Genomic DNA, 13,580 nt, shown 5'->3' on the forward strand with positions numbered 1-13,580 from the left:
TTCACCCCCGACCGTGGGCCTGGCGCGAGCGCCGGGCGACGGAGTCCAGGCCGACGGCGATGAGCAGGACCGCGCCGGTGATCATGAACCGGTAGGAGGAGTCGAGGTTCAGCAGAGTCAGACCGCTGGAGATCGACTGGATGACCAGGACTCCGAGCAGGGCGGCAATGGCCGAGCCGCGGCCGCCGAACAGGCTGGTCCCGCCGATCACCGCGGCGGCGATGGCGTTGAGGTTGACGTCTCCGGTACCGGTGCTCTGGTTCGCCGCGGCCAGTCGCGACGCGGCCAGGATGCCGCCGACCGCGGCCAGGCCGGAACACAGGACGAACGCCGAGGTGTAGACCCGCCGCACGTTGATGCCGGCCCGGCGGGACGCCTCGGCATTGCCGCCGACCGCGTAGATCGATCGTCCGAACTTGGTGCGGGACAGCACGTAGTGCATCACCAGCACCAGGGCGACGAAGAACACGAACATCCAGGCGACGCCGCGGGTGCGGTTCAGGTAGAAGACCGCGATCAGCAGTCCGGCCAGCAGCAGAAGCGACTGCATGACAAGCCACTGCGGCGACGAGGACGACAGCCCGGCCCCGCGGCGGGTTCGGGCCCGCACCCACCCGGTGGCCAGGAACCCACCCGCGGCCACCACGGCCAGCGCGTACGCCATCCAGTGGGGGACGAACCACAGCTGTGCGAACTTCACCAGGGTGGAGTCGTAGGGCAGGTTGATCGCGTTCTGGCCTCGAAGCAGCCACAGCTGTACGCCGAGGAAGGCCAGCAGCCCTCCCAGGGTGACCACGAAGCTGGGCACGCCGAAGCGGTTGAGCACCTGGCCGTAGAGCCATCCGACCAGGCAGCCGCCGGCGACGGCCGCGAGGAGCGCCAGCCACATCGGTTGCTCGTTCTTGACCATGACGACGGCCGTGATCGCGGCCGACGCACCACTCACCGATCCCACGGAGAGGTCGATCTGGCCGACCAGCAGGACGCAGACGATCCCCAGCGCGAGGACGCCCACCGGGACCATGTCGAAGGACAGGTTCACCAGATTGGTGCTGGACAGGAAGGTCGGATTCAGCAACTGGAAGATCGTCCAGATCACCACGATGCCGGCGACGACGGGCAGCATGCCGAGGTCTCCGCCCCGGACGCGGCGGATCGTGGCCCTGATGCTGTCGGTGATGCCTTGCGGCGTTACAAGACGCTCATCCTGTAGGTCGGTGGCCGTTGCCACCGAGTCTTCGGTGATGGTCACAGCTCTTCCTTCTCTTCCTGCTTTTCCTGCGGGGAAGTCAGCCGGCCTGCGGCTCGCCGCGAGACCACGTTGTCGGTCGCGCCGGTGATCGCGGCGACGATCTCTTCGGAGGAGACGTCCTTGGCGTCGTACACACCGTTGTTGCGGCCCAGCCTCAGCACCGCGACGCGGTCGGCGACCGCCCGGACGTCCTCCATGTTGTGGCTGATCATCACCACGCCGAGTCCGCTGTCCTTGAGCCGCTCGACCAGGTTGAGGACCTCGGCTGTCTGCGCTACGCCCAGGGCGGCCGTCGGCTCGTCGAGCAGGACGATCTTCGGATTGCTCAGCAGGGATCGGGCGATCGCGACCGTCTGCCGCTGGCCGCCCGAGAGGGCGGCCACCGGGACGCCGAGTGAGGGGATCTTCGCCGACAGCTGTCGCAGCAACTGCCAGGAGCGCTTCTCCATGGCGACGTCGTCCAGCATCCAGGGCCGAAGTTCCTGGCCCAGGAACAGGTTCGCCTTGACGTCGAGGTTCTCGCACAGGGCCAGGTCCTGGAAAACGGTGGCTATGCCCATCGCATGGGCAAGGGCCGGTGAGCCGAGAGACACCTTCCTGCCGTGTACGAAGATCTCCCCCGCGTCCGGGGTGTACACCCCGGACAGGATCTTCACCAGCGTGGACTTGCCGGCGCCGTTGTCCCCGACGATGGCGACCACCTCACCGGCCGCGACGTCGAGCTCGATATCGGTCAGCGCGGCGACCGCGCCGAAGTTCTTACTGATTCCGCTCAGCGACAACACGGTGTCCGTGCCCGCACCGGTAACCGCGGTGCCTGTCATCGTGACCCTCTTTTCCTCAGATACCTCAGGCCGCTACTGGATGCCCAGGCGTCCGCAGTCGGCGGCGTACTGCGCGGTGCACACGTCCTTCGCCTTGAGCACCGCATCGGAGCCGAAGATGACCTCCTTGAGGTTCTTCTGTGTCACGACGGTCGGCTTGAACAGCTGCGACGGGGTGTTGAACAGCTTGGTGTCCGCCTTGGGCTCCTTGCCCTGAAGCAACTCGTGGGCCACGTCTGCGGCCGCCTCGGCGACGATCTTGATCGGCTTGGAGATGGTGTTGTACTGATCTCCCGCGATGATGCGCTGGATCGCTGCCAGCTCCGCGTCGTTGCCGGTGATCGGCGGGACCTTCACATCCGCGGCCTTGAAGGCCGCGATCGCTCCACCGCCGGTGCCGTCGTTGGCCGCCACCACACCGGCGATCCTGCCGCGGTACTGGGCGATCTGCCCGCTCGCCCACTGCTGGGCCTTCTCCGGCGACCATCCCGGCGTGTCGTACTCGGCGAGCAGTTTGAACCCGCTGTCGTCGACCGCGTTGTGGACGCCCTTCTTGATCAGCCCGGCGGCGGCGTCGGTGGGAGACCCGTTGATCTGGAGCACACCGCCCTCGGTCTTGGTCTCCTTGAGGTGATCGACCAGAGACTGGGCGATGGACTCGCCGATCGCCTCGTTGTCGAACGACACATAGAAGTCCGCGGGCTTGTCCGGGATGGGACGGTCGTAGGCGACCACCTTGACGCCCTGGGACTGTGCCGTCTGCACGATTGTGGCCGCCCCGGCCGAGTCCACCGGGTCGATCACGATCACCTTGGCACCCTGGGCCATCGCGGAATTCGCCTGCTGCTGCTGAAGCGAGGCGTCACTGTTGGCGTTCTGGTAGATGACCCCGCAGTCCGGGCACAGCTTGGCCATCCGCTTCTTGAACAGCGGAGCGTCGTACTGCTCGTAGCGGGTGGAGGCCAGGTCGGGCATGAGGAACGCGACCTTGCCCGACTCTCCGTCCGCCTTGGCGGTCCCGGAGTTTCCGCCACCCGGCTCCTCAGCGCATGCGGTGAGAGCGCCCAGGGCGAGGATGCCGGCGAGAGCACCACTGGCCAGTTTTCTCATGTTCGACTCCTTGATGCGGACCGTGTAGCCACCGGTCTGCCGCTATGACGTAACGCACAAGAAACGCGTGGCTCATGCGGGTGTCAACACATCCTGAGAACTGAACACCGATGTTTGATCCTTTGATCAGCCTGGCTGTTCGTTCTCCTGGCATGGGTGAACATCGGTGTGCCATGCTCCTTCGCAGAGCGCGCCACAAACCCTGCTGTAACACGCTCGTTGCAGGTGGAGAGCGCGCAGCGGACGAGATGGAAGCCCGACACAACGCGTATGTGTTCTGTTAACAGAAAGGGAACAGAGGGACTTCATGGGGGAAGACAAAGATCCGGCCACCGGCGAGGGCGGGCGAGGGCCGCGCGAGAGGCGGGAGCGGATCAAGAGCCGTGTCGTCGACGAAGGCTTCGTCCGCATCGAGCGGCTCGCCGACGAGCTGGGCGTGACACCGATGACCATCCGCCGAGATCTCGACTACCTACAGGGCAAGGGGTGGCTGAGGAAAGTCCGCGGCGGGGCGACCGCACAACCGTCGACGGCGTTCCACGGCGACATACGGCACCGCACCCAATCCATGGCGCCGACGAAGAGCGCACTCGCCCGTGCCGCACTTGGCCTCGTCAAGCCCGGGCAGTCCCTCATCGTCGACGACAGCACCACCGCCCTCGCGCTCGCCGGATTGCTCTCGCAGCGCGCACCGCTGACGGTCATCACCAACTTCGTACCCGTCATCCAGGTTCTGGCCGGCAGTCCGGGAATCGAGCTCATCTCTCTTGGCGGCGCGTACTACCCCGCCTACGACGCATTCCTCGGCATCCGGACCATCGACGCGGTCAACAGCCTGCGTGCCGACACGCTGTTCGCCTCGACGACCGCCATCACCCGCGGCCACTGCTACCACCAGTCCCAGGAGACGGTGGGAGTGAAACGAGCCCTGATGGAAGCGTGCGACCGCAAAATCCTTCTGGTCGACCACACCAAGTTCCAACGCCGCGGCCTCTACCAGCTCGCACCCGTCACCGCGTTCGACCTCGTCATCGTCGACGCCGGCATCTCGGCGTCAGAGCTCGACACACTGCAGGCCAGCGGTGTCGAAGTCCTCGTTGTCGACACGGGGTGAAACCTGGTTCGCGTGCGGCGGGGAGCGGCCCGCGACCGCCACCGGCGTCGTGCGCGGGTGCCGTCACGATGCCGTCTGTGCATGGTCATGGCTGCGATCTCCGGACGGCTCAGCGCAGCTCCTGGATGCCGGTCAGGTTGCCAGCGGGATCATGGACGGCGCAGTCGCGCACGCCGTAGGGCTGCAGGGTCGGCTCCTGGACGACTCGACGCCGGCCTGCAGCCATGCGAAGGCGCAACCTCGGCCAACAGACGCTACGACAAGAAGGCTTACGTCTTCCACGGCACTGTGACCGCCTCATCGGTCCGCTTACGGCTCTAGGGCCTGTCCGATGGGTCAGTAACGAGCTGGACTGCCGATCGTTCAACGCTGTGTGGAGCGGGGTGATCTGACCGACTCTGAATGGGCCCAGCTAGAGCCGCACTTGCCGAAGAACACCGGTCGAGGCGGCCGGTGGAAGGAACACCGGCAGGTCATCAATGGGATCTTCTTCCGCATGCGGACCGGCATCCCTTGGAGGGATCTTCCAAGAAGGTTCGGGAGCTGGTAGACCTGTTACGACCGTCACCGGCGCTGGTCCGCGGACGGCACTTGGGAGAAAATCTTCCGGGCCGCCCAGGCCGATGCCGACGCTGACGGCCGGATCGACTGGTCCATGGTGAGTGTGGACTCCACTGTGTGCCGTGCTCATCAGCACGCCGCCGGCGCACGCAAGCAGGCTCCGCGGAAACCCGGCAAGCGCACCCGGCCCGCTCAGCACCGCCCCGATGAGGCGCTGGGCCGCTCGCGCGGCGGCCTGACAATGAAGATCCACTTGGCAGGTGAGGGTGGTCTGCGGCCTCTGGCCATGCTGGTACCCCCCCGGTCAGTGGGGCGATGCCCCACAGATGATCCCGGTTCTCGAGCGCATTCGTGTGCCCCGGCCGGACGGCGGCCATCCACGCACCCGGCCCGACCATCTCAGCGGCGACAAAAGCGTACTCATCACGCCGCAACCGCCGTTACCTGCGGCGTCGGCAAATCAAGCACACCGTCCCCGAACGCCGAGACCAGCAGGCCCACCGCCTACGCCGTGGGAGTAACGGCGGCAGGCCCACCGGCTTCGATGCGGCACGCTATGTCCGCAGGAACGAAATCGAGCGGCTAATCAACCGATTGAAGGCGAACCGGGCAGTGGCCATGCGGTTCGACAAGAGGGCGTACGTCTTTAACGGCACCGTGACCGTCGCAGCCCTTCGTCTCTGGCTTTGCGCATGACTCGCCAACGACCTAGCGCGAGCCGAGGAACTCGATCGCCCGCTGGGTCAGGAGCTTGGCAGCGTCCGGGTCGTGCGACGACAGCGACCTGTCCGCGAACAGGTGCTGGTCTCCGGGATACAGGAACATCTCCGCGTCAGCACAATCGGAGACGAGCCCGCGGGCAGCGTCGATGTCCTCGGCGAAGAGCGGATCGGCTTCCTTCGCATGCACCTGCACCGGCACACTGTCAGGCCATGCCGCGCCGAACTCCGAGACGGGGATGCAGGCGTGGAACAGGAGCGCGCCCCGCGCGCCCGCCCGCGTCTGCGCCAGCTTCTGGGCGGGCAGCACACCGAGTGAGAAGCCGACGTAAACGGCGTCCTGCGGCAGGCGTTCGGCCGCACGGACGCCGCGCTCGGTGATGTCGCCGAAGCCGATCTGCTCGACGTAGCCCATGCCCTCCTCAAGGGAGCCGAACGTTCGCCCGTCGAAGAGATCGGGCGTGTGGACGGTGTGGCCGGCCGCGCGGAGCTCGTCGGCGAAAGCGGCGACTCCGGGAGTCAGCCCCTGCGAGTGATGGAACAGTACGACCTCTGTCATGCCCGAACCCCTTGCCTTGTGGGTGGCGAATGATCCGGAACTTTAGAATAATCGAAGAGTGCCGAACAATACCCGTCTCCCCGACTACGACCTTGCCGACGTCACAGATGTGACAGCCCCGGCCCAGCTCCGCGCGCTGGCCAACCCACTGCGCAACGCCATCCTTGAGCTGCTCCTCGAACGCGCCGCGACCGTGAGTGAACTGGCCGCCGCACTCGGCCGCCCGAAGAGCACGGTCGCGCACCACGTGAGCGCCCTGGCGGATGCCCAGCTGCTGAAAGTCGTGCGGACCCGCCGGGTGCGAGCCATCGACGAGCGGTACTACGGCCGCACCGCGCGCATCTTCCGCGTCGGCACGATCAGCCCGACCGACGGGGCCGAGGCGCCCTACTGCAACAACGATCTCGCCACGGCCGCCGCCGAGTCGGCCCCCGCACACCAGGCAGATCAACTCTCCTCGATCGTGCGGCACGTACGGATCCCGCGGGAGCAGGCCCGCGAGTTCTGGGCACGGGTCCTGGAGCTTGCCAACGACTACACGCAACTCCCGCGCGGAGGCGATGTGGTGTACGGCTTCGCGGCCGGGCTCTACCCGACCGACTATCCGGCGCTGCCAGAGGCTGAGCCTGCAGCGAAGGACTGACCTGTAACCCAGGTCATGGCGTCCGCAGCCGACGACCTACAGCACCCGAATCTTCACGACCTTGGCCCATCTCGGGCACCAACCCACCAAGTCGCATGACCCATCGGACAGGCCCTAGCACCAGGAGCTCAGCGTCGACAAACAGTCCCGCACCCCAGCGGCTCAGGGCCTCGGCGCGATCCCGTCCAGCACTGTCGAGACGACGTCGTCGACAAAACCGGGTGGAACCTCCAACTGCACAGCCCCCGGGCCTGGATGGAAGAGGCGGGGGAGGATGAGTTCGTGACAGGCGCCCATCATCATGGTGGCGGCGGCGTCCACCTTGGCGTCCGGGGAGAGCCGGCCCAGCTGCTGTTCAGCGCGCAGGTAGTCGGCCAGCACGGCGCGCAGTCCGCCCCGCTCGGTGCCGGGGGCGTGCGCGGAAGCGAAGTGGGCGAGGATCTTGTGCTGGGCGACGACGCCTGCGAACACGGGCAGAATCTGGGTCAGGACGTTCAGGCCGCGGGTGACGTACGCGCGCAGGTTGTCCTCGACCGTGCTGTCTCCCGCACGGGGCACTTCGCCCGCTCCGTGCATGACGGTGTGCACGTGCGCGCGCAGGGCCAGGGCGAGGAGTTCTTCCTTGTCCGCGAAGTGGTTGTAGAGGACGCCGTCGGCGACCTTGGCCTCGCGGGCGATGCCGCGCACGGTCAGCCCCGTGCTGCCCCGCTCCGCGATGAGGCGGGCGGCGGTGGCGACCAGATGTTCGCGCAGGGTCTGATCGCCGCCGCTGTCGCGCAGCACGGCCGGTTTTCTAGGTGACATCACGCCGCAGTGTAGTGAGCGCGGCGACCGCGGCGATCACTGCCGCGTACGCCCCGAGCATCACCAGGCCGCCCCATTGCGGCAGCAGACCGTCCCTGACCGCGTTGCCGAGGGCCGACGCGGCCCCGGAGGGCAGCCACCGCCCGACGTCCTCGAAGGCGCTGACGACGATGCCCTCGATGACGTACAGCCAGGCCAGCGCGCCGACGATGCCGAGGACGGGGTTGCGGGTCAGGGTGCCGACGGCGACGCCGATGGCGGCGTACGCGGTGCACCACAGCAGCCCGCCGAGCAGTGTCTGCCACACGTAACTCTCGCCCAGCGGAAGCGAGTTGCCGTCGGCCGCCAGCCAGGCGCCGCTGACGGCCAGGGTGGTGGCGGCCGAGGCCAGCCCGGCCAGCGCGCCCACGGTCAGTCCGGTGGCGAGCTTGGCGCTCAGCACCCGGCCGCGGCGCGGGGTGGACAGGTAGGTGTCGGTGATCGTGCCGTGCCGGAACTCCCCGGCGCTGATCAGCACGCCGAGCGTGATCGCGAGGATGGAGCCCATCCCGGCGCTGAACAGGACCCGTTGCTTGCCGATGTCGGCGGCCAGCTCTCCATCGGGGTCGCCGACGAGCAGTCCGACGGCGTGCAGTCCGGCCAGCAGGGCGGTGGCGGCGAGCAGGATCCAGGTGCTGCGGACCGAGGTGAGCTTGCGCAGTTCGGTGCCGAAGAGCGTACGCATCACAGGTTCGCCCCCTCGGGCTCGACGAGGGCGAGGAAGGCGTCCTCGAAGCTCTGCCCGCCGGTGGTCAGCCCGTCGACCGGGCCTTCGTAGCGCAGCCGTCCGCCCGCGATGATGACGACGCGGTCCGCGTACTGCGTCACCTCGGCCAGCAGATGGCTGGAGACCAGCACCGTGCGGCCCTCACCCGCCAACTGCCGCAGCAGGTCGCGCAGCCAGCGCACGCCCGCCGGATCCAGGCCGTTGGTGGGCTCGTCGAGGACCAGGACCTCCGGGTCGCCCAGCAGCGCGCCCGCAACGGCCAAGCGCTGGCGCATCCCCAGGGAGTATCCGCCCGCGCGCCGGTCGGCCGCCGCGCCGAGGCCGACAGTCTCGAGCACCTCGTCCACCCGCTGCCGTGGCAGCCCCGCCGCCCGCGCGAGCAGCTCCAGATGGGTACGCCCGCGCCGGCCCGGGTGGAGGCCGGACGCCTCCAGCACCGCGCCGACCGTACGGCGCGGACTGGCCAGCTCGCGATACGCCCGCCCGCCGATCACCGCGGTGCCGCCGGTCGGCCGTTCCAGGCCGAGCAGCATGCGCAGCGTCGTGGTTTTCCCCGCCCCGTTGGGCCCGAGGAATCCCGTCACCTGCCCGGCCGGCGCCGTGAAGGACACATCGTCGACGGCGTGGATTGGACCGAAGGTCTTCGTCAGCCCTCGGATCTCGATGTCCGTCATCCCGCCTCCTGGATGAACGTATGTTCATGAACCTTCGTTCATCATAGACCGTGCGAAGTCCGCTGTCGCGGCGCTCGCTCATCCACGGCCCGCACAATGCAGAGCCGTGATGTCGTGGCTGGTAGCTCAGGGACCGCTTCGCCTAGCCGGATGCCGTGCATTGCTGGATGCCGTGCACGGCCGAGCACCACAGCACCGGAACCGCAGGCCGGCTTCGCCGGAAGAAGGCGGATTCCGAAGCCGTGGCCGCCCGGCCCCACACCGACGGGAGTACCTCGGCAGGACCTGGCAGGGCCTACTCCGCCTCCTCACGCTCCTCTCTCTCCCTGCGGGCCTCACGGCGGCTCGACCAGAGCTGGGCCATCAGCAACACCAGCGCGATCAGCCCCACCCCGAGGAAAGCAATGAACTGCATGGAGGTGAAGAAACCAATGAGGCCGCCGCCTTCGGCGAGCTGTTGCGGGACGTACGGCTGGTCGGCGCGCAGGACTAAGGGATCAGGGGCAAGTACTGGGCCGCTCTGGGCGGCCCAGTGCATGACATCGAGATATGCGGACACAACGGACACTCCGGTGTCGAGGAAGGCACACCGCGGTCAGCAGGCGTGCGCAATGACGTGATGCGGTGGAGTGGCGCGCCGTCAGGGCGCGCAGGGCTGTGCGCGGTACAGCAGACCCGTGAGCGCGTGTGGCCGTGGCAGTGCCACGGCGGGCAGTGGGGGTCGAGCAGGCTGTGTCAGGGGCGGGCCCGTCAGGCGCAGGGCGAGGCCGATGACGTACAGCAGGTGTGTCCACCAGCGCCGCGCGGGTGCGGCGATGGCGTGGGACAGCCGCCCGGGCAGTTCGGAGGCGCTGTGGAAGAACCAGGCCAGGGTGAGGGCGGCGACGACGTTCAACGCGGCCATGACCAGGGGGTTGTGGTGCCAGACAGCGGGCAGGCGCAGGTGGTCGTCGAGAGCCGTGGTCGGGATCTCGGTGCCGGTCGACCCCAGAAAGGCGGGCAGCAGCGCCTGCACCGCGGCCAGGGCGAGCACGCCTGAACGGGGCGCTCCCGTGCGCAGGACGGGATACGCGCACACGGCGAGCACCACCGCCGCGAGCGCCAGGGCGGGCCAGGAGACCTTCGAGTCCGTCGTCGCGTGGTGCAGTCCGGCGGCCAGAGCAATGGCGGCCAGGGCATAGCCGACGGCACGGGCGGCAGTGCCACCCGCGATGCGGTCCGGTATGAGGTGGGCTGGCATGTCTGGACCATGATGCCGCATCGCGGGACGAACGGCGGGACGAACGGCGGGACGAATACAACGAATTCGAGCCGAGGGGAAGGGGTCCGCTGTACGTGGCGGACACCGTAGGGCGATGCCCTGCCGGCATCGTCGCCCCATCCTCTTTGCCGGACCGGCCTGCCAACCGGCCGGGCAATGCTCCATGATGAGCGGGCCATGCACCAGCCGCTCACGACCTCTCGCGCGCCGCTGCCCGTTGTCCGGGCTGCGGTGTTCGCCGTCGTCGGGACGGTGCTGGGGGTGAGCGCGCACCATCTGATCGCCGACGGGCCGGCGCCCTGGGCACCGAGCGCGACGGCGGCCGCGGCACTCTTCGGCCTGGGGCTCCTCGGCACGCGCCGTCGGCGCTCTCTGGTCACGGTCGTGGCCTCCAGCGTCCTGGCACAGACCGGCCTGCACCTGTGGCTGACCCTGACCGCGCACTCCCATCGCGCGGCAGCCATGACCGTGAACCATCACGGTGAGCAGACCGGCGACGCCCACACGGCCTGGCACGAGCGCCTGCACGACTCCGCGGCCATGACCGCGGCGCACGCCCTGGTCGCCGTACTCGTCGCCATCCTGCTGCAACGCGCCGACGCGGCATGCTGGTCGCTGACCCGCGGCCTGGCGGCGGCACTCGACGCGACCCGGGCGCGCCTCGCCGCCGCCTGGGCACTGCTCACCAGGCGACCGACGGCAGCGAGGGGACCCGGGCTGCCGGCGCTCGTACCGGAGGGGGCCGAGCAGCCACCGCCCCTGGCCCCGGTGCTCGCGGATGTGGTGGTACGGCGGGGTCCCCCGCCGACCGGGCTGGATCTCGTCAGCTGACTGACCCTGCGGGGACGCCTGTTCGGCCGCCTCCGCCATCCCCCATGCCTGGAGACACCCATGTCCCGCATCACCCTGCCACGCACTGCGCGACGCATGACCGTCGCGGCCGCCGTCGCCGCAACCGCCGTACTCCTCACCGCCGTTCCCGCCGCCGCCCACGTCGAGGTCGAGTCCGAGAAGGCCCAGGCCCTCGCGGAGAACGTCACCCTCGAATTCGCGGCCGAGTCCGAGTCCGCCACCGCCGGGATCACCGAGCTGCGCGTCGTCCTGCCCGAGGGCATCGCCCCCGCCGATGTGACCTACGGCGAGGGCCCCAAGGGCTGGAAGTTCGCCGCGAGCGACGACGGTTACACCGTTGAGGGCCCGGCGGTGAAGGCCGGCGTGAACGCCGAGTACTCCATCGTCGTCAAGCAGCTCCCCGACGCGAAGGAGCTGGCGTTCAAGACGTTGCAGACCTACAGCGACGGGCGTACCGACCGCTGGATCGAGCTGGACGAGAGCGGCGAGAACCCCGCACCGGTCCTGACGCTGAAGGCCGCCGCACCCGGCGCGAAGCCGGTCAGTCCCTCCCCCAGCGAGTCGGAGAGCCCCTCCGCCTCGCCGACTCCCGAGGAGAGCACGCCGTCGGCCTCCCCCGCCGCCGAGGCCGAGGAGAAGGACGACGACAGCGGGCTGTCCGCCGGCGTCTGGGTCGGGATCGTCGCCGCGGTACTGGTCGTGGCCGGCGGTGTCGTCTATTTCGTACGCCGCCGGGGCGCCGCCGCCTAGTGACCCGGTCGTCATGACCTGCCCGGCCGGCTTCGCACCGCTGAAGTCGGCCGGGCGTGTTTCTTCCGGGCCCGTCTCCCGTTGACCCGGATCAGCCGCCCAGGTGGGCCGTGTTGGCGAGTAGCAACGCGGGCCCCAGGGCCAAAACCATGGGCAGCGCGAGTGCCGTCGCCGTCGCGGCCCAGGCCAGCGCGCCGACGAGCGGGCTGCCGGCTCCGGAGGGGGCCGAGATCAGCCGTCGGATGCGTTCGGCCGGATCGGGCCCGGTCATCGCGAGCGTTCCGGACGCCGCGGGCGGGGGCACGGCCGGAGCGCTGCACATTTCCAGCAGCGCCGAAGCCACCGTGCGCCGCCCGTACTTGTGCGCCGCGCGGTCGTCGGCCGCCATCTCGGCGAGACGGCGGACCTGATCCGCGTACGGCCGCAGCAGCCCCGTCCAGCCGAGGGCCGCGGTCACGACGTCGGCGGCGAGGATCGCGTGGTGGTGGCGCAGCCGCAGGTGGGCCCGCTCATGTTCGAGTGTGGCGGCGAGCTGGTCGGGGGAGAGCAGGTCGCGGGCCGCGGTGGTGACGACGATGCGGGAGCGGCTGCCCGCTCCGGGAATGCAGAAGGCGGCGGGGGCGGCGTGACTCAGCACGCGCACCGGGACGCCGTCGCCCTCGCGGCCGTACACACCCTGCGCATCGGCGGTCAGGCGGTGCCGTTCGCGCTCGCGGTACACCCGCACGGACCTGCGCACGGCAGTCGCGGACAGGACGGCGGCACCCAGGAACAGCACGAGCAGCGCCGCGTCGGCGATGCCCCGCGCCTGCCACGCGCCGCCGTAGACGGCGTGGATGCGCGGCTTGTCCGCGTGGAAGAGCCACACGACACCGTGTTCCCACAGGTCGTGCGCGGTCAGGACGAGTGCGGTGGTCACCGAGGCGAGCAGTCCCAGGGCGGATGCGTGCCACAGCCGCAGCGCCGCCCGCGGACGGCGGCTGACCCAGCGTGCCCCGGCCAGACGGCGGCTCAGTGGTCCGCCGAGCAGGAGGGCGTGCGCGAGCAGCGCGGTGATGACGAGCACGGCGCGCCGCCTCAGCCGTCGGCGCCGGGATCGGCGGGCATGGCCTGCAGCGCCCGGCGCAGCGCCTCGGCCTCGGAGGCGTCAAGCCGGTCGGCGAAGCGCAGCAGGGCGCTCTCCCGGTCGGCGGAGGACTCCAGCGCCTGCTCCATGAGCTCGGCGGAGTAGTCGTCGGCGGTGCGCAGGACGCTGTAGCGGAAGGAGCGGCCCTGCTTGACCCGCTCCAGCCAGCCCTTGGTGCGCAGGCGCTCGGTGACCGTCATGACCGTGGTGTACGCAGGCTGCCGTCCCTCGCGGTGGAGCGCGTCGACGATGCCGTGGATGTTGAGCGGCTCGTCGCTCGCCCACATCACACGCATGACGTCGGCTTCCAGATCGCCGAATGGCCGCATCGCGCTCGCCCCGCCCTTTCGTCTCATGACCGCCGGTCCGCGCCGTGCCTCCCTGGAGGGTACCGAGGGCCAGCGAGCCGGGGCGCCCGGCTTTCTACCTTGCATAGAAATTTTACCCTTCATCGGACTTCTATGGACTGTAGAACTTCTACGCATCGTAGTAGTTTGCTGATGTGGACGTCGACCGAGGCGCCTCCGCGCCACTGAGCCCTGCCCTGCCCGCCCTCAACCCCTCC

The 13,580-nt window shown here is 69.2% G+C and carries 15 protein-coding genes and 2 pseudogenes; 5 read left to right on the forward strand and 12 right to left on the reverse strand.

Annotated elements, in window-relative coordinates; translation table 11 throughout:
* Nucleotide 1 precedes the first annotated feature (1 nt).
* The 3 genes from G5C60_RS02945 to G5C60_RS02955 form a co-directional block, all read right to left on the reverse strand.
* The gene (locus G5C60_RS02945; protein ID WP_206439044.1) at nucleotides 2-1,126 is read right to left on the reverse strand and encodes a sugar ABC transporter permease; all 1,125 of its coding nucleotides are present in this window, start codon (nucleotides 1,124-1,126) and stop codon (nucleotides 2-4) included.
* Nucleotides 1,127-1,248: 122 nt separating this feature from the next.
* The gene (locus tag G5C60_RS02950; RefSeq protein WP_165254565.1) at nucleotides 1,249-2,076 is read right to left on the reverse strand and encodes an ATP-binding cassette domain-containing protein; all 828 of its coding nucleotides are present in this window, start codon (nucleotides 2,074-2,076) and stop codon (nucleotides 1,249-1,251) included.
* A gap of 33 nt (nucleotides 2,077-2,109) precedes the next feature.
* A complete protein-coding gene (locus tag G5C60_RS02955; protein ID WP_165254566.1) occupies nucleotides 2,110-3,186 on the reverse strand; it encodes an ABC transporter substrate-binding protein in 1,077 nt (358 codons plus the stop codon).
* 307 nt (nucleotides 3,187-3,493) lie between these two features.
* On the opposite strand from G5C60_RS02955, the gene G5C60_RS02960 reads away from it, so the two are divergent.
* Complete coding sequence (locus tag G5C60_RS02960) at nucleotides 3,494-4,300, forward strand: DeoR/GlpR family DNA-binding transcription regulator (RefSeq protein ID WP_165254567.1); 807 nt, start codon at nucleotides 3,494-3,496, stop codon at nucleotides 4,298-4,300.
* 109 nt (nucleotides 4,301-4,409) lie between these two features.
* Here the strand turns inward: G5C60_RS02960 and G5C60_RS02965 are convergent.
* Nucleotides 4,410-4,520: pseudogene (locus tag G5C60_RS02965) on the reverse strand (VOC family protein); the annotation flags it as partial.
* Between the two features lie 153 nt (nucleotides 4,521-4,673).
* Here G5C60_RS02965 and G5C60_RS02970 point away from each other — a divergent pair.
* Nucleotides 4,674-5,557, forward strand: a pseudogene (locus tag G5C60_RS02970) (IS5 family transposase).
* A 12-nt stretch (nucleotides 5,558-5,569) separates the two neighbouring features.
* On the opposite strand, the gene G5C60_RS02975 reads toward G5C60_RS02970, so the two are convergent.
* Nucleotides 5,570-6,139: a dienelactone hydrolase family protein gene (locus G5C60_RS02975; RefSeq protein ID WP_165254568.1), complete on the reverse strand. Its 570-nt coding sequence runs from the start codon at nucleotides 6,137-6,139 to the stop codon at nucleotides 5,570-5,572.
* Nucleotides 6,140-6,197: 58 nt separating this feature from the next.
* Between G5C60_RS02975 and G5C60_RS02980 the strand changes: the two genes are divergently transcribed.
* Nucleotides 6,198-6,782, forward strand: a complete 585-nt coding sequence (locus G5C60_RS02980; RefSeq protein ID WP_165254569.1) for a helix-turn-helix domain-containing protein — start codon at nucleotides 6,198-6,200, stop codon at nucleotides 6,780-6,782.
* A 162-nt stretch (nucleotides 6,783-6,944) separates the two neighbouring features.
* On the opposite strand, the gene G5C60_RS02985 is transcribed toward G5C60_RS02980, so the two are convergent.
* The 5 genes from G5C60_RS02985 to G5C60_RS03005 form a co-directional block, all read right to left on the reverse strand.
* The gene (locus G5C60_RS02985; RefSeq protein ID WP_165254570.1) at nucleotides 6,945-7,586 is read right to left on the reverse strand and encodes a TetR/AcrR family transcriptional regulator; all 642 of its coding nucleotides are present in this window, start codon (nucleotides 7,584-7,586) and stop codon (nucleotides 6,945-6,947) included.
* Nucleotides 7,576-8,310, reverse strand: coding sequence for an ABC transporter permease (locus G5C60_RS02990; protein WP_165254571.1), 735 nt, complete (start codon nucleotides 8,308-8,310; stop codon nucleotides 7,576-7,578). The genes G5C60_RS02985 and G5C60_RS02990 overlap by 11 nt, the downstream gene beginning before the upstream one ends.
* Nucleotides 8,310-9,026 carry an ABC transporter ATP-binding protein gene (locus G5C60_RS02995; RefSeq protein WP_165254572.1) on the reverse strand — a complete coding sequence of 239 codons (717 nt, stop codon included), beginning with the start codon at nucleotides 9,024-9,026 and terminating at the stop codon, nucleotides 8,310-8,312. The genes G5C60_RS02990 and G5C60_RS02995 overlap by 1 nt, the downstream gene beginning before the upstream one ends.
* 295 nt (nucleotides 9,027-9,321) lie before the next feature.
* Complete coding sequence (locus G5C60_RS03000) at nucleotides 9,322-9,585, reverse strand: hypothetical protein (protein WP_165254573.1); 264 nt, start codon at nucleotides 9,583-9,585, stop codon at nucleotides 9,322-9,324.
* Nucleotides 9,586-9,666: 81 nt separating this feature from the next.
* Nucleotides 9,667-10,266, reverse strand: a complete 600-nt coding sequence (locus G5C60_RS03005) for a hypothetical protein (RefSeq protein ID WP_165254574.1) — start codon at nucleotides 10,264-10,266, stop codon at nucleotides 9,667-9,669.
* A 198-nt stretch (nucleotides 10,267-10,464) separates the two neighbouring features.
* Between G5C60_RS03005 and G5C60_RS03010 the strand changes: the two genes are divergently transcribed.
* Nucleotides 10,465-11,118 (forward strand): hypothetical protein, encoded by a 654-nt coding sequence (locus G5C60_RS03010; protein ID WP_165254575.1) that lies wholly within the window; start codon nucleotides 10,465-10,467, stop codon nucleotides 11,116-11,118.
* A gap of 60 nt (nucleotides 11,119-11,178) precedes the next feature.
* The gene (locus G5C60_RS03015) at nucleotides 11,179-11,889 is read left to right on the forward strand and encodes a DUF1775 domain-containing protein (protein ID WP_165254576.1); all 711 of its coding nucleotides are present in this window, start codon (nucleotides 11,179-11,181) and stop codon (nucleotides 11,887-11,889) included.
* Nucleotides 11,890-11,980: 91 nt separating this feature from the next.
* On the opposite strand, the gene G5C60_RS53535 is transcribed toward G5C60_RS03015, so the two are convergent.
* Complete coding sequence (locus G5C60_RS53535; RefSeq protein ID WP_165254577.1) at nucleotides 11,981-12,955, reverse strand: M48 family metalloprotease; 975 nt, start codon at nucleotides 12,953-12,955, stop codon at nucleotides 11,981-11,983.
* Between the two features lie 11 nt (nucleotides 12,956-12,966).
* Entirely contained in the window at nucleotides 12,967-13,371 is a 405-nt protein-coding gene (locus tag G5C60_RS03025; protein WP_241266445.1) for a BlaI/MecI/CopY family transcriptional regulator, read from the reverse strand.
* Nucleotides 13,372-13,580 lie beyond the last annotated feature (209 nt).

Source organism: Streptomyces scabichelini (assembly GCF_011045015.1).
GTDB lineage: Bacteria > Actinomycetota > Actinomycetes > Streptomycetales > Streptomycetaceae > Streptomyces > Streptomyces scabichelini.

Bases quoted from the DNA above. Each gene is read 5' to 3' on its own strand.
- G5C60_RS02945 (WP_206439044.1), bottom strand. From the start codon at position 1,126: ATGCTGCCCGTCGTCGCCGGCATCGTGGTGATCTGGACGATCTTCCAG.
- G5C60_RS02950 (WP_165254565.1), bottom strand. From the start codon at position 2,076: ATGACAGGCACCGCGGTTACCGGTGCGGGCACGGACACCGTGTTGTCG.
- G5C60_RS02955 (WP_165254566.1), bottom strand. From the start codon at position 3,186: ATGAGAAAACTGGCCAGTGGTGCTCTCGCCGGCATCCTCGCCCTGGGC.
- G5C60_RS02960 (WP_165254567.1), top strand. From the start codon at position 3,494: ATGGGGGAAGACAAAGATCCGGCCACCGGCGAGGGCGGGCGAGGGCCG.
- G5C60_RS02975 (WP_165254568.1), bottom strand. From the start codon at position 6,139: ATGACAGAGGTCGTACTGTTCCATCACTCGCAGGGGCTGACTCCCGGA.
- G5C60_RS02985 (WP_165254570.1), bottom strand. From the start codon at position 7,586: ATGTCACCTAGAAAACCGGCCGTGCTGCGCGACAGCGGCGGCGATCAG.
- G5C60_RS02990 (WP_165254571.1), bottom strand. From the start codon at position 8,310: ATGCGTACGCTCTTCGGCACCGAACTGCGCAAGCTCACCTCGGTCCGC.
- G5C60_RS02995 (WP_165254572.1), bottom strand. From the start codon at position 9,026: ATGACGGACATCGAGATCCGAGGGCTGACGAAGACCTTCGGTCCAATC.
- G5C60_RS03005 (WP_165254574.1), bottom strand. From the start codon at position 10,266: ATGCCAGCCCACCTCATACCGGACCGCATCGCGGGTGGCACTGCCGCC.
- G5C60_RS03010 (WP_165254575.1), top strand. From the start codon at position 10,465: ATGCACCAGCCGCTCACGACCTCTCGCGCGCCGCTGCCCGTTGTCCGG.
- G5C60_RS03015 (WP_165254576.1), top strand. From the start codon at position 11,179: ATGTCCCGCATCACCCTGCCACGCACTGCGCGACGCATGACCGTCGCG.
- G5C60_RS03025 (WP_241266445.1), bottom strand. From the start codon at position 13,371: ATGAGACGAAAGGGCGGGGCGAGCGCGATGCGGCCATTCGGCGATCTG.